This is a genomic window from Streptomyces tanashiensis (assembly GCF_014648895.1).
Classification (GTDB): Bacteria; Actinomycetota; Actinomycetes; order Streptomycetales; family Streptomycetaceae; genus Streptomyces; species Streptomyces tanashiensis.
The window spans coordinates 113483-134026 of record NZ_BMRZ01000017.1; the positions used below are offsets into that span (position 1 = coordinate 113483).

The 20544-nt window shown below is 75.5% G+C and carries 16 protein-coding genes; 9 read left to right on the forward strand and 7 right to left on the reverse strand.

Features of this window, described 5'->3' with window-relative positions:
- Positions 1-67: 67 nt before the first annotated feature.
- On the forward strand, positions 68-916 hold the full coding sequence (locus IE237_RS33440) for a siderophore-interacting protein (RefSeq protein WP_189805917.1): 849 nt from the start codon (positions 68-70) through the stop codon (positions 914-916).
- Here IE237_RS33440 and IE237_RS33445 read toward each other — a convergent pair.
- Positions 913-4266 (reverse strand): ATP-binding protein, encoded by a 3354-nt coding sequence (locus IE237_RS33445; protein ID WP_229843259.1) that lies wholly within the window; start codon positions 4264-4266, stop codon positions 913-915. The two genes, IE237_RS33440 and IE237_RS33445, sit on opposite strands and share 4 nt — an antisense overlap.
- A gap of 128 nt (positions 4267-4394) precedes the next feature.
- Between IE237_RS33445 and IE237_RS33450 the strand changes: the two genes are divergently transcribed.
- Positions 4395-6479, forward strand: a complete 2085-nt coding sequence (locus tag IE237_RS33450) for a SpoIIE family protein phosphatase (RefSeq protein ID WP_189805919.1) — start codon at positions 4395-4397, stop codon at positions 6477-6479.
- Positions 6480-6489: 10 nt separating this feature from the next.
- Positions 6490-7518: a PHP domain-containing protein gene (locus IE237_RS33455; protein WP_189805920.1), complete on the forward strand. Its 1029-nt coding sequence runs from the start codon at positions 6490-6492 to the stop codon at positions 7516-7518.
- Positions 7519-7530: 12 nt separating this feature from the next.
- On the opposite strand, the gene IE237_RS33460 is transcribed toward IE237_RS33455, so the two are convergent.
- The gene (locus IE237_RS33460; RefSeq protein WP_189805921.1) at positions 7531-8928 is read right to left on the reverse strand and encodes an NADP-dependent succinic semialdehyde dehydrogenase; all 1398 of its coding nucleotides are present in this window, start codon (positions 8926-8928) and stop codon (positions 7531-7533) included.
- 110 nt (positions 8929-9038) lie between these two features.
- On the reverse strand, positions 9039-9698 hold the full coding sequence (locus IE237_RS33465) for a ThuA domain-containing protein (protein WP_189805922.1): 660 nt from the start codon (positions 9696-9698) through the stop codon (positions 9039-9041).
- A 186-nt stretch (positions 9699-9884) separates the two neighbouring features.
- On the opposite strand from IE237_RS33465, the gene IE237_RS33470 reads away from it, so the two are divergent.
- Both IE237_RS33470 and IE237_RS33475 read left to right on the forward strand, forming a co-directional pair.
- Entirely contained in the window at positions 9885-10700 is an 816-nt protein-coding gene (locus IE237_RS33470; RefSeq protein WP_189805923.1) for a DUF3626 domain-containing protein, read from the forward strand.
- 83 nt (positions 10701-10783) lie between these two features.
- The gene (locus IE237_RS33475) at positions 10784-11590 is read left to right on the forward strand and encodes a class II aldolase/adducin family protein (protein WP_086831924.1); all 807 of its coding nucleotides are present in this window, start codon (positions 10784-10786) and stop codon (positions 11588-11590) included.
- Here the strand turns inward: IE237_RS33475 and IE237_RS33480 are convergent.
- Positions 11554-12216 (reverse strand): TetR/AcrR family transcriptional regulator, encoded by a 663-nt coding sequence (locus IE237_RS33480; RefSeq protein ID WP_189805924.1) that lies wholly within the window; start codon positions 12214-12216, stop codon positions 11554-11556. The genes IE237_RS33475 and IE237_RS33480 overlap by 37 nt on opposite strands.
- A 100-nt stretch (positions 12217-12316) precedes the next feature.
- Between IE237_RS33480 and IE237_RS33485 the strand changes: the two genes are divergently transcribed.
- From IE237_RS33485 to IE237_RS33495, 3 genes are read left to right on the forward strand one after another with little or no spacing between them, the layout of a single operon-like run.
- Positions 12317-15151, forward strand: a complete 2835-nt coding sequence (locus IE237_RS33485; RefSeq protein WP_189805925.1) for an FHA domain-containing protein — start codon at positions 12317-12319, stop codon at positions 15149-15151.
- 45 nt (positions 15152-15196) lie between these two features.
- A complete protein-coding gene (locus IE237_RS33490; protein WP_189805926.1) occupies positions 15197-15871 on the forward strand; it encodes a hypothetical protein in 675 nt (224 codons plus the stop codon).
- Positions 15868-16860 carry a serine/threonine-protein kinase gene (locus IE237_RS33495; RefSeq protein ID WP_189805927.1) on the forward strand — a complete coding sequence of 331 codons (993 nt, stop codon included), beginning with the start codon at positions 15868-15870 and terminating at the stop codon, positions 16858-16860. The genes IE237_RS33490 and IE237_RS33495 overlap by 4 nt, the downstream gene beginning before the upstream one ends.
- A gap of 52 nt (positions 16861-16912) precedes the next feature.
- On the opposite strand, the gene IE237_RS33500 is transcribed toward IE237_RS33495, so the two are convergent.
- A complete protein-coding gene (locus IE237_RS33500) occupies positions 16913-18271 on the reverse strand; it encodes a streptophobe family protein (RefSeq protein WP_370468326.1) in 1359 nt (452 codons plus the stop codon).
- A gap of 84 nt (positions 18272-18355) precedes the next feature.
- Here IE237_RS33500 and IE237_RS33505 point away from each other — a divergent pair, with 84 nt between their 5' ends.
- Complete coding sequence (locus IE237_RS33505; protein WP_370468327.1) at positions 18356-19804, forward strand: DUF6777 domain-containing protein; 1449 nt, start codon at positions 18356-18358, stop codon at positions 19802-19804.
- Here the strand turns inward: IE237_RS33505 and IE237_RS33510 are convergent.
- Complete coding sequence (locus tag IE237_RS33510; protein WP_308433143.1) at positions 19719-20351, reverse strand: universal stress protein; 633 nt, start codon at positions 20349-20351, stop codon at positions 19719-19721. The two genes, IE237_RS33505 and IE237_RS33510, sit on opposite strands and share 86 nt — an antisense overlap.
- Positions 20348-20530, reverse strand: a complete 183-nt coding sequence (locus IE237_RS33515; protein ID WP_189805931.1) for a hypothetical protein — start codon at positions 20528-20530, stop codon at positions 20348-20350. The genes IE237_RS33510 and IE237_RS33515 overlap by 4 nt, the downstream gene beginning before the upstream one ends.
- Positions 20531-20544: the final 14 nt, after the last annotated feature.

A 20544-nucleotide genomic window follows, 5' to 3' on the forward strand; every position in this document is an offset into this window, starting at 1 on the left:
TGTCGGCGGCGTGTCGACCGGTACGGGAAGGGTGGGGGCCCAGCCCCGCCGCCCCGAGGAGTACCCGATGCCCCAGCCCCTGCCCCTGCACCGCCTGCGGGTGACCGCCGTCCGCCCGGTGACCCCACGCATGCGCCGGGTGACCCTCGGCGGCCCCGGCCTCGACGGCTTCGTCCTGGCCGGCCCCGACCAGCAGGTGAAGCTGTTCTTCCCCCGGCCGGGCCAGACGGAGCCGGTACTGCCGGTGCCCGGGCCCGACGGCGACGCGATGCGCTGGTACGCGGCCTACGCGGCGCTCCCCGAGGCGGAGCGCCCGTGGATGCGGAGCTACACCCTCCGGGCGCACGACCCGGCCGCCGGGACCCTCGACATCGACTTCTTCCTCCACGGGGAGGGCGAGGACGCGGGCCCCGCGACGGCCTGGGCCCGGTCCGCGCGGCCCGGGGACAGGCTGGGCATGTTCGGGCCCTCGGCGGCGCTCGCGGTACCCGTCGATCCGGGCGCGGGCGACTGGACGCTCCTGTACGCCGACGCCTGCGCGCTCCCCGCGCTCGCCACCGTCGTCGCCGCGCTGCCTCCGGGACGGCGGGCCCTCGCCTACGTCCAGGTGCCCGACGCGGCCGAGGAGCAGCCGCTGCCGACCGCCGGGGACCTGACCGTGCGCCACCTGCGCGACGGCGACTCGCCGGCCGAGGCCGTGCGGGCGGACACCCTGCCGCCCGGGCGGCCGTACGTCTGGCTGGCGGGCGAGGCCTCGGCGGTGCGCGGACTGCGACGGCACCTCGTGGAGGAGCGGGGTGTCGACCGGCGCTCGGTGCACTTCACCGGGTACTGGCGACGCCGTCTCACCCAGGACGACGCGCCGACCCCGGAGGACCTGGCCGAGGCGCGCGAACGCCTGGAGGACCTCGGTTAGGACCTGTCCGGCGGATCAGGGCTCCGGCCGTGATCCGCCGGACAGGCCCTAGGGGGTGCCCCGCCCTCCGGGTCCCGGACGAGGGCGGCGGCCTCCCTGAGGGAGAGGCCGGCGCCCTCCTCGTACCGGCGGGTGTACGTCTCCGGGGGCAGGGCCGCGCGGAGCACGGCTTCGGCGCGGGCACGGATCGCGGCCTCGGTCTGCGCGGTGAAGGGGCGGAAGCCGCCCCCGGTGTCGGAGCCGGCGTGGGCGTCGTACGCGCCGAGGAGCCGGGCCCCCGTCTCGGCGTCGCCCGGGGCGTCGCGCCCGCCGCGGGCCCAGGCGGCGGTCCCGAACTGGGCGACGACGAGGTGCGGGGCGACGAGATGGGCGAGGGTCTCCACGTCCACGACCGCCCGGGCGAGGCGTTCCAGGGCCCGGTCGTAGGCGGTGTCGAGGCAGTCGAGCCACGCCCAGGTCCCGCCGACCAGCCCCCAGAAGAGCGAGGGGGTGACGTCTCCGAACTCCCCCTCCAGGAGGGAGAGCTGGGCGCGGGCGAGGCCGGTGCGCCCGGTGTGGCCGTAGTGCTGGGCGAGGAGCAGCCGCGCGGTGCCGGCGGCCTCCGCGCCCCACTGCCCGGCCTCGTCGGCGGCTTCGGCCAGGAGCCGTTCGGCCTCCGCGTCCCCCGCCGGGCGGAGCCGGAGCCGTACGGCCGCGAGGCGGGCCGTGAAGACGGGCACCTGGGAGCGTGCGCCGACCAGGGCGGCGGCGCCGGTCGCCCGCTCGAAGTCGGCGGCGGCCTCGGCGAGCCGGCCCTCCCGCTCGTAGGCCTCGCCCCGGGCGGCGAGGGACTCCGCGATCCCCCAGGAGTCCCCGGCGGCCTCGAAGAGGGCGAGCGCCTCGGCGGCGTCGGCGCCGTGGGCGGCGAGCTTGGCCCGCATCAGGAGGGCGAAGCCGAGGTCCCAGCCGGAGGCGTGGGCGCGGCAGGCGTCGACGATCAGGGTCAGGGTCTCGTCGAGGTCGGTGAGCTCCCCGGTCATGAGCCGGGCGAAGTACCACATCGTGCCGGGCTGGCTGCAGGTCTGCGGGAGGCCGGGGCGGTACGCGGCGACCAGGGCGGCGAGCCGGGCGCGGGTCTCGGGCCGTTCGAGGGCGGTGGCGCCGTCGCCGCCCTCGGTCGCCAGGGCGTACAGCCTGCCGCCGCGCCGGGCCTCCCACAGCCGCTCGCCGGTCCACGGCGGCGGCACGTCCACGCACCGTCCTTCCAGCGGCCCGGCGGGGCGGACCGGTTCCAGGAAGGGGTCGGGTCCGAGGCGGCAGGCTTCGACGGCCCAGGTGCGGGCGTCGACCTGGTGGTTGCGGAGCTGCCAGAACCAGCTGAGCGCGTGCACGAGGCAGAGCACCTCCTGCTCGTCGCCGAGCGCCACGGCCGTCCGGAGGGCGCCGCGCAGGTTGCCGTGCTCCCGCTCGAAGCGGGCGATGGCGGCCACCTGTCCGGGACCGCGCATCTCCGGCTCGGTCCGGCGGGCGAGCTCCCGGTGGTACGTGAGGTGGCGCCGCGCGACCGCCGCCCGCTCCCCGGCCTCGTCCAGCCGCTCCCCCGCGTACTCGGCCACGGTCTCCAGGAGCCGGAAGCGCATCCCGTCGGCGTCCGGGGCGGCCACCACCAGCGACTTGTCGACCAGGGCACCCAGGACGTCCAGGACGTCGGCGGGTCCTCCCGCCGCTGCGTCCGCGCACACCGCCTCCGCCGCCGCGAGGTCGCACCCGCCCGTGAACACCGCGAGCCGCCGCAGCACCGCCCGTTCGCCCGGGTCGAGGAGGTCCCACGACCAGTCCACCACCGCCCGCAGCGTCTGCTGCCGCGGCAGCACCGTCCGCGCACCCGAGGTCAGCAGTCTGAAGCGGTCGTCGAGCCGGTCCGCGATCTGCCGTGCCGACAGCATCCGCAGCCGCGCCGCCGCCAGTTCGATCGCCAGCGGCAGCCCGTCGAGCCGGCGGCAGATCTCCTCCGCCGCCTCGGCGTCCTCCGTCACGTCGAACCCCGGGCGGGCGGCGGCGCCCCGCTCGCCGAGGAGCCGGAGTGCCATGTCCGCCGGCAGCGGGCCCACTGGCCGGACCTCCTCCCCCGGCACCCCCAGGGGCTCGCGGCTCGTCGCCAGTACGGTGACGGCCGGGCAGCGGGTGAGGAGCGCCTGCGCGAGCTCCGCCGCCTCGGCGACGACGTGCTCGCAGTTGTCGAGGACGAGCAGCATCCGGCGCCCGGCGCAGTGCTCGACGAGGGCCGCGAACCGGTCCTTCGGTGCCGCCGGGGCGACGGCCGGCGTCTGCCAGAGCTGGGTCTCGCGGGCCCCCAGCGCGGTGAGGACGGCGGCGGCGACCGTGGACTCCTCGCGGACGGAGGCGAGTTCGGCGAGGTGGACGGGGCCTTCGTACGTCCCGGCCGCCTCCAGGGCGAGCCGTGTCTTGCCGACGCCGCCCGGCCCGGTGAGGGTGACGAGCCGCCGTCCGTCCCAGGCGGCGGCGAGCGAGCCCAGTTCGTCCGCCCGGCCGATGAACGAGGTCAGGCGGGCGGGAAGGCCGCCCGAGGGCCCGGGCCGGGCGGGCAGCCCGGTCGGTACCGGACCGTCCTCCGTGAGGAGTTCGGTGTGCAGGGAGCGCAGTTCCGGCCCCGGGTCGGCGCCGAGCCGGTCCGCGAGGGCCGCGCGTACCTCCTCGTACGCGGCGAGGGCCTCGGCGGGCCGCCCGGCCGCCCGCAGGGCGCGGATCCGCAGGGCCTGGAGGGGTTCGTCGAGCGGCTGCCCGGCGGCGAGCGCGGCGAGCGGCGCGAGGACGGCGGTGGCCCGCCCCAGGGCGAGGTCGGCGGCGAGCCGGTCGCGCCGCGCCTGGGCGTGGCGCTGCTCGACCCGTACGACCAGGGGGTCGGTGTCCCGGCCGGGCAGGTCCGCGAGGGCGGGCCCGCGCCACAGTCCCAGGGCCTCGTCGAGGAGCGCGGCGGCCCGCTCGGCGTGGCCGTCGGCGAGGGCGGCGGCGCCTTCGGCGGCGAGCCGTTCGAAGAGGTGCAGGTCGACGGCGTCCGGGCCGGCGGCGAGCCGGTAGCCGCCGGGGGCCGAGACGACGGCCTCGCGGCCCAGGGCGCGGCGCAGGCGGCCGACGAGGGCCTGGAGCGCCGCCGTGCGGTCCTGGTCGTCGGCGGGATCGCCGTCGGCCCAGACCTGGTCGATCAGTGCTCCGGGGCCCACGGCGCGTCCGCCGGCCGCGGCGAGCGCGGTGAGGAGGGCCCGGAGCCTGGCCCCGCTCAGGGCGGCCTCCGTCCCGTCGTCGGTACGGAAGGCCTGACACGGACCGAGAACACGGTAGGGCGGCTGCACCGGCCCATTCTGCCCCGGCGCGCCGGCCGTGACGGGGCGGCCCCCCGGACCCGCCCGGGGCGGCGAACTCGCGCCACGCCGTGTCACCGCCATGGCGTCCGCGGGGTGCGGGTTCGACAATGGGGAGGATGACCGATGACGACCGGCGTACGCGCAGTGGCGAGATCGGGCCCGCCGAGTGGCTCGCCATGAACCGGACCGGCAGCTTCGACTGGGATCTCGACACGGGCACCATCGATGTCGACGAGTCCGGGCTGCTGCTCTTCGGCGTGGCCCCGGACGCCCACGACGGCCGCCCGGCGACGCTCATCACGCGTCTGGACCCCGAGGAGCGGGCCAAACTGGAGGGCGTCGTACGGCAGGCCGTCAAGAGCGGCGCGGTCTCCTACACGGCGCACTTCCCCATCCCGCAGGCCGACGGATCACCCCACTGGACGCATGTGCAGGCGCGGATCCTGCGCTCGCCGGACGGCCGGGCCCGGCGGATCGTCGGCGTCGTGCGGGACACGACCGCCGAGGTCGCGCACTTCGCGTTCGTGCAGGAGCTGGAGAAGCGGCGCGAGGTCCAGACGAACATCGTCGAGCGGACGACGAACGCGCTGTCGCGCGCGGTGACCGTGGACGACGTGACGGCCGCCCTGACCGGTCCGGGCGGTCTCGCCCGGCTCGGCGCGGACGGTCTCGCGCTCGGCCTCGTCGAGAACGGCTCGTTGAACATCATCGCGCTCAGCGGCGAATCCCTCGACATCCTCAACGACTTCCGCAGCCGCCGCCTCGACCGGAAGCTGCCGCTGGCGGAGGCGGTACTGAGCGGGCGGCCCCGGTTCGTCTCCTCGTTCCCCTCGCTGGGCCGGGACTTCCCCGAACTCGCCCCGTACGTGGCACGGCTGGAGTTCCGGGCCGCCTGCTACCTCCCGCTGGTGGCGCAGGCGCGTTCGCTGGGCGGCATGGCCCTCTTCTACCGGGGCCGCACCTCGTTCAACGCCGACGAGCGCAACCTCGCGCTGGGTCTCGCGGCGATCGTCGCCCAGTCGCTCCAGCGGGCGATCCTCTTCGACGAGGAGCGGGAGCTGGCGACCGGACTCCAGGCGACGATGCTGCCGCGCCGGATCCCGCAGATCACCGGCGGGGAGATCGCCGTCCGCTATCACGCGGCGTGGAGCGGCCGGCAGGTCGGCGGCGACTGGTACGACGTGATCCCGCTGCCCCGCGGCCGGGTCGGGATCGTCGTCGGCGACGTCCAGGGCCACGACACGCACGCCGCCGCCATCATGGGGCAGCTGCGGATCGCCCTGCGCGCGTACGCCGGTGAGGGGCACGCCCCGTCGACGGTCCTCGCCCGGGCCTCCCGGTTCCTCGCCGAGCTGGACACCAACCGCTTCGCGACCTGCACGTACGCGCAGGTGGACCTGGCGAGCGGCACCCTGCGCGCCGTACGGGCCGGGCATCTCGGTCCGCTGATCCGGCACACCGACGGCCGGGTCGGGCAGCCCAAGCTGCGGGGCGGGCTCCCGCTGGGTCTGGCGACCGTGTTCGGGGAGGAGGAGTTCCCGGAGACGCGGCTCGACCTGGTGCCCGGGGAGACGCTGGTGCTCTGCACCGACGGGCTCGTCGAGCAGCCCGGATCGGACATCGAGTCCGGTCTCGCCGCGCTGTCGGGCGCGATCAGCAGCGGCCCTCCGCAGGCGGAGGCGCTCGCCGACCACCTCTCGGAGCGCCTGTGGGAGCGGTGGGGCTCGGGCGACGACGTGGCGCTCCTCGTGCTGCGGCGCAGCCCGGACCCGGGCACGGTCCGGGCGCCGCGCATCCACCAGTACATCCACCAGGCCGACCCGCAGGGCCTCTCCGATGCGCGCGCGGCCGTCGGGCAGGCGCTCCGCGACTGGGGCATGCCGGAACTCGCCGACGACGCCGAGCTGTTGACGGGCGAGCTCCTCGTGAACGTGCTGCTGCACACCGAGGGCGGCGCGGTGCTGACCCTGGAGGTGCTGCCCGAGCCGGTGCGGCGGGTACGGCTCTCGGTGCAGGACCGGTCGAGCGCCTGGCCCCGGCGGCGCACCCCCGGCGAGGCCGCCACCTCGGGGCGGGGACTGCTGCTGCTCGACGCGCTGGCCTCCCGGTGGGGCGTGGAACCGCGCGGCGAGGGCAAGGCGGTGTGGTGCGAGATCGGGCCGGCCCCGGTGGCCGTCTCGCCCGCCCCCGGCGGTGGGTGAGGAGGTCTCCGTGGATCCCGTCGCCGCCCTGAACCGCATCGCGTTCCTCCTGGAACGCGCCCAGGCCCCCGGCTACCGGGCGCGGGCCTTCCGTACGGCCTCCGCCGCCGTCGCCGCCCTGCCGGAGGGCGAGGCGGCCCGGCGCGCGGCGGCGGGCACCCTGGAGTCCCTGAAGGGCGTCGGCCCGAAGACGGCGGCGGTGGTGCGCGAGGCCCTGGAGGGCCGGGTGCCGGAGTACCTGGCGCACCTGGAGGAGGAGCTGGAGGCCTCCCTGGGGCCGGCGGAGGCGGACGGCCGGGGCGGTGAGGCGCTGCGGGCGGCCCTGCGCGGCGACTGCCACCTGCACTCGGACTGGTCCGACGGCGGCGCCACGATCGAGGCCATGGGGCGTGCCGCGGCGGCGCTCGGCCACGAGTGGGCGGTCCTCACCGACCACTCGCCGCGGCTCACGGTGGCGCGGGGCCTGTCCCCCGAGCGCCTGCGGGAGCAACTGGACGTGGTGGCGCGGCTCAACGAGGAGTGGGCGCCCTTCAGGCTCCTGACCGGGATCGAGTGCGACATCCTGGAGGACGGCTCGCTCGACCAGGAGCCGGAGCTGCTCGCGCGCCTGGATCTGGTGGTCGGCTCGGTCCACTCGAAGCTCCGGATGGACGCCCGGTCGATGACCCGCCGCCTCGAACGGGCCGTGCGGGACCCGCTGATGGACGTGCTCGGGCATTGCACCGGACGCCTGGTGGCGGGCGGGCGGCTGCGGCCGGAGTCCGAGTTCGACGCGGAGCGCGTCTTCGCCGCCTGTGCCGAGTCGGGGACCGCGGTGGAGATCAACAGCCGCCCGGAGCGCCTCGATCCGCCGCGCCGGCTGCTGCGGGCGGCGGTCGCGGCGGGGACGTACTTCGCCGTCGACACGGACGCCCACGCGCCCGGTCAGCTGGAGTGGCAGATCCTGGGCTGCGCCCGGGCCGAGGAGTGCGGGGTCCCGGCGGACCGGGTGATCAACACCTGGCCCGCGGAACGTCTCCTGGCGTGGGCGGCGGCCTGAGCCGGGGACGGGTCAGGCGCGCTGCCAGACCGTGGTCGCGTTGCAGAACTCGCGGATGCCGTGGCCGGAGAGCTCGCGGCCGTACCCCGAGCGCTTGATCCCGCCGAAGGGGAGCGCGGGATGCGAGGCCGTCATGCCGTTGACGAAGACACCGCCCGCCTCCAGGTCGCGGACGAAGAACGCGACGTCGTCCGCGGAGCGCGTCCACACATTGGAACTGAGGCCGAACGGCGAGTCGTTGGCGACGGCCACGGCCTCCTCGATGTCGCTGACCGGGTAGACCGTGGCGACCGGGCCGAACGCCTCCTCCTGGTGGATCCGCATCTCCGGGGTGATGCCGGTGAGGACCGTGGGCCGGTAGTACCAGCCGTTCCGGAGCGCCGGCTCCTCGGGACGGTGCCCGCCGCACAGGGCGGTGGCTCCCCGCTCCACGGCGTCGTCGACGAGGGCCTCCAGGTCGGCGCGGCCCTGCTCGGTGGCGAGGGGGCCGACGTCGGTGGACTCGTCGAGGGGGTCGCCGACGGTGAGGGCGTTCATGGCGGCGGTGAAGCGCTCCGAGAAGTCGTCGTACACGTCCTGGTGGACGATGAACCGCTTGGCGGCGATGCAGGACTGGCCGTTGTTCTGCACGCGCGCGGTGACGGCGGTCTTCACGGCCCCGACGATGTCGGCGGAGGGCATCACGATGTACGGGTCGCTGCCGCCGAGCTCCAGGACGGTCTTCTTCACCTCGTCGCCCGCGACGGCGGCGACGGCCCGCCCGGCCGGTTCGCTGCCGGTGAGGGTGGCGGCCACCACCCGGGGGTCCCGGAGGACGCCCTCGACCTCGCGGGAGCCGATGAGGAGGGTCTGGAAGCAGCCGTCGGGATAGCCGGCGCGGCGGAAGAGGTCGCCCAGGTAGAGCGCGGTCCTCGGCACGTTGGAGGCGTGTTTGAGGAGGCCGGTGTTGCCCGCCATCAGCGCGGGCGCGGCGAAGCGGATCACCTGCCACAGGGGGAAGTTCCACGGCATGACGGCGAGGATCGGGCCGAGCGGCCTGTAGTGGACCCGGGCCACGTCGGCGCCGGAGTCCTGGACGTCGCTCTCGGCCGGGTGCTCGTCGGCGAGCAGCTCCTCGGCGTGCTTGGCGTACCAGCGCATGGCCTTGGCGCACTTGGCGGCCTCCGCGCGGGAGGCCGCGATCGGCTTGCCCATCTCGGTGGTCATGGTGCGGGCGATGTCGTCGGTGTCCTCGTCGAGGAGGGTCGCGGCGGCCCGCATGAGCCGGGCGCGTTCGGCGAAGGGGGTCGTGCGGTACTGGCGGTACGCCTCGTGCGCGGCGGCGACGCGCCGCTCGACCTCCTCGGGCCCGTGGGCCTCGTAGGTGCGCAGCGTCTCGCCGGTCGCGGGGTTCACGCTGGCGATGCCCATGACGTGCCTCCTCTGTCATCGGCCCCCACCTGCAACCTTCCGCTCCCTGGGCGTCGGCGCAACAGGGGCGGGGCGGTGGGGTGACCTGCCCGCCGGTCCGGGGCGCGGAGTCAGGCGGTGAGCCAGGCCAGGGCGCCGGAGAGGTGGGCCCGGAACGCCGGGTCGAGGTAGGCCTCCGAGGCGTGCCCGAGCGCGGTGAAGAAGAAGCGGCCCCGGTCGATCTCCCGGCACCAGACGAGCGGGTGGTCGTCGCCGTGGGTGCCGCCCCGGTACGTGGACTCGTCGGCCCGGGCCAGGATCCGGACGCCGGCGGCCCGCGGGTCGGACGTGAAGTTGTACCACTCGTCGGTCCAGGACCAGCGGTCCGGGAGCGGGGCGGTCGACGGGTGGTCGTGGGTGTCCACGAGGACGCGGCCCGGCTGGATCTCGGGGTGGCCGTCGAACCGGGTGCCGAGCAGTTCGCCGTAGAAGGGCCAGTCCGGTTCGGCGTTGGCGGCGGCGTGCACGGCGAGGAGCGAGCCGCCGCCCCGGAGGTACGCCTCGAGGGCGGTGCGCTCCTCGGGCGCCAGGACGTTCCCGGTCGTGGACAGCAGGACGACGACGGCGCACCGGCCGAGCCGCTCGGGGGTCAGGACGCCCGGATCCCCGGTGGTCTCGGCGGCCCGTCCGAGCTCCCGCGCCAGTTCGGCGAGGGCGGCGGCGGCGGCGGGGATCGAGTCGTGGCGGTATCCCGCCGTACGGGTGCAGATCAGGACGTCGGCGGTGGGCACGCGGCGGACTCCAGGGGCTGTACGGGACGGGGACGGGCCGCGGGGAGGCCGGAGGACGTACCGGACGGAGGCAGGGAGTGGCGGAGAAGGCCGGAAATCACGGGGGAAAGCGCTTTCTCCGCCGCCCTGACCGTATCCGCCGAAAACCCCGGGCCGCAACCCCCTCCGCTCCGCCACACTGCCCCGATGACACCCCTCCACGCTCACGCCCGGCGGGCCCTCGCCCATGTGGCCGACCGCTCCACCGGCTCGCCGCTCGACCCGACTCTGCGGGTCACCCTCAACTTCCACCCGCACTTCCTCCACCGGCTCGCGGACGAGGGCGTCTACCGCTCCCAGTTCGCCACCGGCACCGGCAACGGCGGCCTGACCGCCCGCCCCGGCGGCGACCGTTGGCGCTGGGAGAGCCGCATCTTCGGCGGGGCCTACGACGAGGCTCCGGCGGAGGCGCGCCCGGTCTACGGCGCCCTGGACTTCCGCCGCCGGTCCTTCGGCGCGGCTCCGCGCTTCGGCTCCGCCCATCTGCGGCTCGCCGCGCCGGCCCTGGAGCGCGCGACCTTCTGCTATCCCGACAGCTTCCTGGAGCCGGGCGACTTCGGCGTCGCGTCCCGGATGCGTCTGATCGGCCTCGCGGAGGCCGACGAGAAGGATCCGCTCGACGACTACATCGAGGCGCAGGTCCACGGCCCGGTCGTGATCGGTCGGGACGTGGAGGCGCTGGTCCTGGACCCGAGCCACCGCGGCACCGAGGTGGAGGAGGCCGCGCGGCGGCTGCCGTGTCCGGTGGAGTGGCACGCGGGATTCCGCGTCTCCGTCGAGGAGCTGCGGCGGCACCCCGGCTTCCGGGGGCCCGCGTACGTGGAGCTCGCGGCGCTGATCGCCGTGGACGGCCGGCTCGACCCCCGGATCGTGCAGGAGGCGGCCGCGTCCGGCCGGTACGACCAGCAGGACGTGAAGAAGGTCTGGCACTGCCTGGCCCGCTTCGGCGCCCCCGCCGGCTGATCCATTGTCGTATCGGATACATCTCTGTATCTTTTGGCGCGCCGAGCCCCACCTCCGCCCCCTCCGCTCATCGAGGAGCCGCCATGAGCACCGTGCCGCCCGCTCTCGCCGCCGCCGTCGGGCCGCTGCCCGAAGGCGCGATCGTGCCGCTGCCGCCCACCTTCGAGTCCGTCGAGGAGGAACGCCGCCACCGCAAGGAGCAGCTGGCCGCCGGGTTCCGGATCTTCGGGAGGTTCGGCTTCTCGGAGGGCGTCGCCGGGCACATCACCGTCCGCGACCCCGGCGACCCGAACGCCTTCTGGGTCAACCCGTTCGGCATGAGCTTCACCCAGATCAAGGCCTCGGACCTGATCCTGGTGGACCACGAGGGGAACGTCCTCGAAGGACGCCGGCCGGTGAACCGGGCCGCGTTCGTCATCCACTCGCGGGTCCACGCCGCCCGCCCCGACGCGGTCGCCGCCGCGCACTCGCACTCCTTGCACGGCAAGGCCTTCTCCAGCCTCGGCATCCCGCTCGACCCGATCACGCAGGACGCCTGCGCGTTCTTCGAGGACCACGGGATCTACGACGACTACCGGGGCGTGGTGAACGAGACGGAGGAGGGCGAGCGGGTCGCCAAGGCCCTCGGCGACTTCAAGGCGGTCATCCTCAAGAACCACGGGCTGCTCACGGTCGGCCACTCCGTCGCCGAGGCCGTGTGGTGGTTCGTCACCATGGAGCGCTCCTGCCAGGCGCAGCTCCTCGCGATGGCGGCGGGCACCCCGCAGCTCATCGACCGGGAGACGGCCCTGCTCACCCGGGGACAGATCGGCGGGCACCTGGCCGGCTGGTTCCAGGCGCGCCCGCTGTGGGATCAGATCACCGCGTCCGACCCCGACCTGTTCGACTGACCCGCGGGTCCCCGACCGGGGACCTCGCGCGTCGTCGCCTCCAGGAGCGGGGCGAGGAACTGCCGTTCCAGGGTGCCGGGCGGCAGCTCGGCCGGCTCGACGTAGCTCTGCGCGAGTCCGCCCTCGCGCAGAGCGATGAGGAGGCGCGCGAACCGGTCGGCCTCCACGGTCAGTTCGCGTCCGGCCCGGCGCAGGACGAGGGTGAGGCCACGGGCGATCTCGGTCCGCAGCCGCTCGTCGTGGCGCGCGAGGACCCAGGCGGCCTGCGGGTCACGGATGGCGTGCAGGGTGAACTCGGTGGTGACGAGGTACCAGTCCCGCTCGTCCGGTTCGACCCGGCCGGCGAGCTCCGCGAGCCGCGTGAGGGTGTACTCCTCGGGGGTCAGCGCGTCGATGGACTCGGCGAGGCGCCGAACCGTCCGCTCGCTGTGCTCGTCGAAGAGGGCGAGGAAGAGCTCCTCCTTGCTCGCGAAGTTCGAGTAGTACGCCCCGCGCGTGTAGCCGGCGCGCTCGCAGATCTGCTCGATGGTCGTCGCGTGGAAGCCGTGCTCGGCGAAGGTTTCCAGGGCTGCCTTCAGGAGCGCCGCGCGGGTGCGGGGCCGTCGCCTGGTGACACCTTTCGGCACGGGTGCGTCCTCCTCGTTCGGGCCGCTCGCGCGGCGGACGCCCACCTTACCGGCGTCCGCTTCCCGGGCGGCGAGGTGCGCCCGCGGATAAAATTCACGCATGGCAGAGCGGCCCGTAGTGCCCGCGGCGCCCGATCTGGTCCTCGAGATCGACGGGGACGCGATGCTCATGACCCCGAGCCGCGTCTATCGCATCGGGCGCGACCCCAGCAGCGACATCGTGCTCGCGGACGCCCGGGCGTCCTGGCACCACGCGGTGCTCAGCGCCGGCGGCGGCCACTGGACCCTGGTGGACGAGGGCAGTACGAACGGCACGTTCGCGGACGGCCTGCGGGTCGCCCGGCCACGCGAGGTCGGTCCGGGGACGGTCGTGCGGTTCGGGCATCCGGCCGACGGGCCGCGCGCGGTCCTCTCGACCGGGGCCCCGGCCCGGCCGCCGGATCCGGCACCCGCCGCGGAGGCCGTCGCCGCCGGTCCACCGGCGGAGGCCGAGGCCGAGCCCGCACCCGCACCCGCACCCGCCGATGCCCCACCCACACCTGCCGGGCCGGCCGCCGGCGCACGACCCACACCTGCCGGGCCGGCCACCGACGCGCCACCCACGCCCGCCGGACCGCCCGCCGACGCCGAACCCACACCCGCCGGACCGCCCGCCGACGCCGAACCGGCGCCCGCCGGACCGCCCGCCGAGCCCGAGCCCGCGCCCGCACCCAAGGGCCCCCCGGCCGACGCCGCGCCCGTCCCCGCCTCCGTACACCTGCCGAAGGCGCCGCTGCCCGAGGCCCCGGGGCCCGACACACCGGTGCCCGAACCCCCACCCCCCGTGGAGCCCCCGCCCGGGACGCCTCGGCCGGAGGCCCCCCGACCCGGGACTCCGGAGCCCGAGGCCCCCCGGCCCGAGGCCCTCCGGCCGCCCTCCGTCTCGCATCCCGCCGCGACGGGCACCTTCCGGCAGCCGACCTCCGTGCGGCCGCTGCCTGCCCACAGCATCCGGATCGGGCGCGCCCCCGACAACGACGTGATCGTCGCCGACCTGGTCGTCTCCCGGCGGCACGCCGAGCTCCGCGCCCACCCCGACGGCACCTACTGGATCCACGACCTCGGCAGCCACAACGGCACCTTCCTCAACGGCGCCCCCGTCGTGGACGCCCGGGTGACGGCGGAGGACATCGTCGGCATCGGCCGGAGCGCGTTCTGCCTGATCGGCGGGAAGCTCGTCGAGTTCACCGACACCGGCGAGGTCTCCCTCGACGTCCGGTCGCTCGCGGTGACCGTCGACCACGGGCACAAGACCCTGCTCGACGAGGTGTCGTTCCCGGTGGGCCAGAAGTGCCTGCTCGCGGTCGTGGGACCGTCCGGGGCCGGGAAGTCGACGCTCCTGGGCGCGCTCACCGGTCAGCGCCCGGCCGACCGGGGCACGGTGCTCTACGACGGCCGTGACCTCTACCGGGACTACGCCGAACTGCGCCAGCGCATCGGGCTCGTCCCGCAGGACGACATCCTGCACCTCCAGCTGACCGTCCGCAGGGCCCTCGGCTACGCAGCCGAGCTCCGTTTCCCCGAGGACACCGTGGCGGCCGAGCGGCGGGCCCGGGTCGACGAGGTGATCCGGGAGCTCGGGCTCGTGGAGCGCGCGGAGCAGCCGATCCACAGCCTCTCCGGCGGCCAGCGCAAGCGGGTGAGCGTCGCCCTCGAACTGCTCACCAAGCCGTCCCTGCTCTTCCTGGACGAGCCGACCTCCGGTCTCGACCCGGGCATGGACCGCTCCGTGATGCACATGCTGCGCGGGCTCGCGGACGACGGCCGCACGGTCGTCGTGGTCACGCACAGCGTGCTCAGCCTCGACGTGTGCGACCGGCTGCTCGTCCTCGCGCCGGGCGGCCGGGTCGCGTACTACGGGCCGCCCGCCGACACCCTGGGCTTCTTCGGCTTCGAGCAGTGGCCCGAGGCCTTCGAGGCCTTCGAGAACGACCGGGACCGCGACTGGGCCGGGCAGTACCGGTCCTCCCGTTTCCACCGCCGGTACATCGCGGACGCGACGGCCCGCCCCGACGTCCCGGTGCCCGCCGCCGGCCGGACGGGCCCGGAGCCGGGCCCGGAGCCGGCGCCGCCGCCGAAGGCACAGAGCTGGGGCTCCCAGCTGCGGACGCTCGTACGCCGGTACGCGGCGGCGCTCGCCGCCGACCGGACCTTCCTCGCCATCATGATCGCCCTGCCGTTCGTGATGGGCGCGATGGCCCGGGCCCTGTCCGAGGGCAGCCTCAACCCCGAGTCGACGCTGAACGTGCTGCTCATCCTCTGCGTGGGCGGGGTGCTCACGGGCGCCGCGAACGCCGTGCGCGAACTGGTCAAGGAGCGCACGATCTACCGCCGGGAGAGAGCCGTCGGCCTCTCCCGCTCCGCCTACCTCGCCTCCAAGGTGGTGGTCCTCGGTCTGATCACGGTCGTGCAGGCGGTGGTCCTGACCCTGGTGGCCCTGATCGGCGTGCCGCTCAACGTGCCCGGTGGCAAGGGCGTCCTGATGCCTCCGCTCGTGGAGATCACCCTCGCGGTCGCGCTCCTCGCCTTCACCGCGATGATGCTCGGTCTGCTGGTGTCCGCGCTGGTCCGCAAGGAGGAGGTGACGATGCCGCTGCTCGTCCTCCTCGCGATCGTGCAGGTGGTGTTCTGCGGGGCGCTCCTGAAGGTGCGCGGCACGCCCGTCCTGGAGCAGCTGGCCTGGCTCGTGCCCTCGCGGTGGGCGTTCGCGGCGATGGGCGCGACGATCGACATCGGGAAGACCGCGCCGAGCGAGAAGACCGCCGATCCCCTGATGCGGCACACGGCGGAGGTCTGGCTGTTCGACATGGGCATGATGGTGGTGCTCTGTCTGGCCCTCGGTCTGGCCGTGGCGCGGCTGCTGCGCCGCCACGAGCCGGTCGTCATGCGGAGGTAGGCCGATGAGTGCAGTCCTCGGAGGTCCCGTGGCGGAGGTGAGCGCGTGAGCGTCCCCGTACCCGAGTACGTACCGGACTTCCGGCCCACCCATGTGGTGCCGCGCTCCGGTCTCTCCGCCTGGGAGGGTCCCGATCCGGGGCTGCCCACGACGCCGCTGGACGCCTTCCTGCCGGTACGGCTCACGGAGCGGACCGGTGACTGGGGGCGGGTGCTGTGCTCCAACGGCTGGACCGCGTGGGTCGACGCGCGCCTGCTGGTGGGCGTGCCGGAGGATCCTCCGGCGGCGGGCCGTCCTACGGCCAGGACCGCCGATCCCCGGCCGCTCATCGCCCGCGCCGAGGACGCGCTCGGCCGGTACCGGCGGGCGGCGGAGGAGCTGGGCGCGGGCCGGCTCGACGGGGAGGGTTTCCGGTCGCGGACGCGGGGCCTGCGGGTCGGGATGGTCGTCGACGGGGAATCCGTGTGGCTGTACGACGCGGAGCACGAGCGCTGGGTGTACTGCGACGGCGTCGGGCTGAGTACGTACGCGGCCTCGGCGGCTCCTTCGGCCGCCGCCCCCGCGCCCGAGCCCGCCCGGTCCGCCGAGGAACCCGCGGCGGCGGCGCCGCCCGGGTACGAGCCGACGCAGGTCGTGCCCCAGGTGGATGCCGCGGCGGCGGCCGGGCCGCCGCCGACGCGGGTCGTGGGGCCGGACGGCCCGGAGGGTGAGGAGCCATGACCGTCGGCGGAGCGCACGGGGACCCGGAGATCCCGGCGGGCCGGCCCTCGGGGCTGCTCGGCAAGGAGATCGCGGGCTACCGGGTGGAGGGGGAGATCGGGCGCGGTGGCATGGCGGTCGTGTACCGGGCGCGGGACCTGCGCCTCGACCGGACGGTGGCGCTGAAGCTGCTGGCCCCCGAGCTGGCCCGCAACGACACCTTCCGCAGACGCTTCGCGCACGAGTCGCGCGTCGCCGCCGCGATCGACCATCCGCACATCGTGCCGGTCTTCGAGGCGGGCGAGACGGAGGGCGTGCTGTACATCGCCATGCGGTACGTGGCGGGGCGGGACCTCGCGGCCCTGCTCGACCGCGAGGGGCCGCTGCCGCCGGTGAAGGCGGGCCGGATCGCGGTCCAGGTGGCCTCGGCGCTGGACGCGGCGCACGCGCACGACCTGGTGCACCGGGACGTGAAGCCCGGCAACATCCTGGTGGCGGAGGGCACCGACGGCGACCACCCGGAGCACGTCTATCTGACCGACTTCGGGCTGACGAAGAAGTCGCTCTCGCTCACGGGGTTCACGACGGTGGGCGAGTTCGTCGGGACGCTGGACTACGTGGCGCCCGAGCAGATCTCGGGCAAGCCGGTGGACGGCCGGTGCGACGTCTACAGCCTGGCGTGCGTGGTCTTCGAGACCCTGGTGGGGGCGCCGCCGTTCCGCCGGGACTCCGACTGGGCGGTGCTGTGGGCGCAGCAGTACGATCCTCCGCCCCCGCTCTCGGAGGTGCGGCCGGGGCTGCCGGAGGCGGCGGACGCGGTGTTCGCCAGGGCGCTGGCGAAGACGCCCGAGGAGCGGTACGGGACGTGCCTGGAGTTCGTCGCCGAGCTGCGTGCCGTCCTGACCGGCAGCGGCGGCGGGCCGGTGGTGTCTCCGAGGCCGCGTGAGCTCGGCGCGCCGCCCGCCCCGCCCGCGTGGGCGCGGCCGGTCTTCCGGGAGCTGCCGGACTAGTCCCGTTCGGGGGTCGCGGCTCGGAGCCCGGTCCGCCGCCGGGCCCGCCGGTCTACGGGACGGGCGGCTGGGCGGTCCCCGGTCGCTCGGGCGCCGGGGCCGGTCCGACCTCGCCCTTGCGGTGGACGCGGGAGGCGAGGAGGCCGCCGAGGAAGCCGAGGACCAGGCCCCAGAGCAGCGCGAAGCCGGCCGTCTTCCAGACGTGCGGGCGGAGCAGCACCTCTCCGCCGAGGGAGGCGAGGTCGCCGATGCCGAGGATCGAGAGGCCGAAGCGCGCCTCGACCAGGGTGAGCGGCGCGGCGACCAGCATGGTGAGTGCGAAGGCGACTCCCAGGTGCAGGGAGTGCTGCCAGGGCGAGATCCGGGCCGGGGAGCGGACGGCCGCCACGAAGGCGGCGGCGAGCACCAGGACGGCGGCGACGGGCAGCAGCCACCACGCGCGCGCGTCCTGCGCGGCGAGCGAGGACAGGTCGACGGTCGAGAGGTCCGCGCTGTCGCCGTTCTCCCGCAGGACGGCGTCGAGGATCTGCGGCATGGGCAGGCCGAAGGGACCTTCCGCCTTGCCCTCCCAGGAGCCGCCGATGCCCACGCCGAGGGCGAGCCAGGTGATGTTGGGGAGCCCGAGGAGGAGGACGGCGAGGGTGCTCGCGGCGTGCCCCTTGGTCGCCGCGACGACGATCCCGATGACCAGGCCCACGACGACGTACGCGAGGAGCAGCAGGAGCATCGCGAAGGCCGCCGGCCGCACGGGTTCCTGGTAGCGGACGAGCCGGGCCGGGAGGGGGGTTCCGCGGGAGACGAGGAGGGCGATGACGAGCACGCCGAGGATCCACAGGAGCCCGTAGAAGAGTGTGGGGCCGAGGTCGGTGCGGAAACCGACGGTCGGGTTCGTGGCGTCGAGGAGTTCTCCGAAGATGTCCATCAGCGACCCCTCGGACTCGCCGCCGCCGAGGGTGAGGGGGAAGTCGTGGCGGGCGAGGCCGGAGAGGCAGGCGAGGGCGACCAGCCAGAGCACGACGACGCTCGCCGCACGGATCAGGAGTTCGCGGGTGCCGGCCACCGCGTGGTGGCGCAGCGGGCGCAGGAAGCAGAAGCCGGTGACCAGTGCGCCCACCAGGGTGACGGTGAGCGGCATGGCGGTCAGTTCGGCCTGGGTGCCGGCGAGGGAGCCCGCGTCGCCGGAGAGTTCGACCGTGCCGCCCGAGGCCATGACGACGACCGCGGCGAGGACGGCGGTGAAGCCGCCGGGCAGGTCGGCGGCGCCCGCGGCCCAGAGGCCGAGCCCGGCGACGACGCCCATGGCCACGAACCCGGCGACCACGGCGGCCAGGGCCTGGAGGACGACGCGTGCGTAGTGCCCGGTCGGGGTCGCGGGTGATCCTGCGGAGGTGGGGAGCCGACTGCTCGTCACGCTGCCCACGCTAGTACCGGTGGCGGGGGTCCGCTTGCGGACGGGAGGCTTCCGCTTGCGGGCGCGCACCGTTCGGCGCACACAATGGGCGCGGAACGGAAGAAAGGGAAAAATGTGACTTCCCACCCGCCGTCCGGCCCTCCGTCGGTTCCCCCCGCAGGTCCCCCCTCGGGTCCCCTCTCGGGTCCGAGCACACGCCCGGGAAGCGCCGGCCCCCCGCAACCTCCCGGACCGCCCCACGGTCCGGGAGGCGGTGGTTCGTCCGGCGGCTCCGGCGGCGGTGACTCCGGAAGCGGTGGCGGCGGAGCCGGAGGCGGCTCCGCCCCGAGCGGCGGGGGCCGGGGCGGCGGCGGTCCCTGGTGGCGCTCCGTCCCGAAGGTCGCCGCGGTCACGGCCGTGCTCGTGGCGGCCGCGGCACTCGCCGTCGTCCTCACCAACCGCCCCGACGACAAGGGCGGCACGACGGGATCCGGCGGCGAGGTCTTCCTGCAGAACGCCGCCGCGAGCGGCCCCGACCCGTTCACCGCGTCGACGGCCCGCACCGACGGCGGTTCCGCCCCGCCCGCCTCGCTGCCGCCCCGTACCGCCTCGGCCGTTCCCGAGGTGTCGGGCTCCACGCCCGGTCTCTACGGCGGGACGCGGTCGGTGTCCAGCTGCGACGTCGAGCAGCAGGTGCGCTACCTCTCCGCCCAGCCCGCGAAGAACGCGGCCTTCGCCGACGTCATCGGGATCTCCCCGGACGACGTGCCGGGCTACCTCCGCTCGCTGACCCCGCTTCAGCTCCGGGTCGACACCCGGGTGACGAACCACGGCTTCCGCGACGGCGCGGCCACCACCTACCAGGCGGTGCTCCAGGCCGGCACGGCGGTCATGGTCGACGGCCACGGAGTGCCCCGGGTCCGCTGCGCCTGCGGGAATCCGCTGAGCGTCCCGGTGGCACAGAAGGCACCCCGCACCACCGGCACACCGTGGCAGGGGTACAGCTCCCAGCAGGTCGTCGTGGTGGCGCCCTCGGTGACGGTCGTGAACGTCTTCGTGGTGTACGACCCCCAGGACGACGGCTGGTTCGCGCGGAAGCACGGCGACACCGGCGAGCACGACAGGCCGGCCCCGCCGCCATCCCGGCCGCCCACGGTCTCCCCCTCGGCCTCCGCGTCCAGTTCTTCCCCGTCGTCGCCGTCGCCGTGCGTGACGGTGACGGACACGGAGACCTCGGCCCCGGGCGAGGCGACCACGCCGAGCGACGGGACCTCCCCGTCACCGTGCCCCTCGACGCTGTCCCCCTCGGCGTCGACCTCCTCACCGGAGTCTCCGTCCGACTCCTCCGGCCCGACGGAATCGTCGCCGTCGACGGAGTCCTCGAGCCCGGAATCCGCGAGCCCGGAGTCGTCGGGCCCCGCGTCGGTGAGCCCGGAGTCGGGTCCCGCCTCGGACGGCCCGGCCGGTCTCACGAGCCCGTCGCCGGCGTCCGGCCCCGCTCCGGGTCCGGCCCCCGCTCCGGCGCCCGGCCCCGAAGCCGCGCCCGCCGCCTGAGCGTTCGGCGGCCCGGTCCGGTCGGTCCTCCCGGTACGGAGGTACGGGCGTTCCGCCGCAGGACGCGGGCCTCGCCCGGGAGCAGGACGGGGCCCGGCACGGTCAGGACCGGCCCGGCCGCACCGCGCAGGACCCCGCGCAGCACCGGACGCCTCCGGAGCCGGCCGAACCGGCCCCGGCACGGCGCCGAGCCGAGGACCAGGAGGTCCCCCGGGCGGTCGGCCACCGCGCACAGCGCGGTGGCCGGGGCACCCCGGACCACCCGGCCCTCGAAGGCGAGTCCCCCGGGGACGCCGCCGAGCCCGTCGACGAGCGCGTCCTCCAGGCGCCGCCGGGCCTCCTCGCCCCACAGACGCGCCCAGGCCCGGTCGGGCAGCCGGGCGAACAGCGCTTCCCCCTCCGGGGGTTCCCAGACCAGCACCGCCAGGAGCGGCATGGCGTCGCGGCGGGCGAGGGCGGTCGCGTACCTCAGGGCGGCGAGCGAGGCGAGCGAGCCGCTCACCCCGACCACGATCCGGCCCCCGCACCCCGGGAACGGGCCGGTCACGCCGGTTCGCAGGCGTGGGCGCGAGGCGTCGGCGTCGTGGCGCGGCGCTCCACGGGGGTGCGGGCCGCCCTGGTGCGCAGGGCCCGGAGCCAGGCCCCGACCGGCAGGGGGCGGGCCGTCCGCTCCTCGGCACGCAGCTGCCACATCCGCTCGTCACGGTCGGTGAAGTGTCCGGACATCGGTCGTCTCCTTT

Excerpts from the sequence above, each read along its gene's own strand:
- IE237_RS33440 (WP_189805917.1), top strand. The coding sequence starts at position 68 with ATGCCCCAGCCCCTGCCCCTGCACCGCCTGCGGGTGACCGCCGTCCGC.
- IE237_RS33450 (WP_189805919.1), top strand. The coding sequence starts at position 4,395 with ATGACCGATGACGACCGGCGTACGCGCAGTGGCGAGATCGGGCCCGCC.
- IE237_RS33460 (WP_189805921.1), bottom strand. The coding sequence starts at position 8,928 with ATGGGCATCGCCAGCGTGAACCCCGCGACCGGCGAGACGCTGCGCACC.
- IE237_RS33470 (WP_189805923.1), top strand. The coding sequence starts at position 9,885 with ATGACACCCCTCCACGCTCACGCCCGGCGGGCCCTCGCCCATGTGGCC.
- IE237_RS33475 (WP_086831924.1), top strand. The coding sequence starts at position 10,784 with ATGAGCACCGTGCCGCCCGCTCTCGCCGCCGCCGTCGGGCCGCTGCCC.
- IE237_RS33485 (WP_189805925.1), top strand. The coding sequence starts at position 12,317 with ATGGCAGAGCGGCCCGTAGTGCCCGCGGCGCCCGATCTGGTCCTCGAG.
- IE237_RS33495 (WP_189805927.1), top strand. The coding sequence starts at position 15,868 with ATGACCGTCGGCGGAGCGCACGGGGACCCGGAGATCCCGGCGGGCCGG.
- IE237_RS33505 (WP_370468327.1), top strand. The coding sequence starts at position 18,356 with ATGGGCGCGGAACGGAAGAAAGGGAAAAATGTGACTTCCCACCCGCCG.
- IE237_RS33515 (WP_189805931.1), bottom strand. The coding sequence starts at position 20,530 with ATGTCCGGACACTTCACCGACCGTGACGAGCGGATGTGGCAGCTGCGT.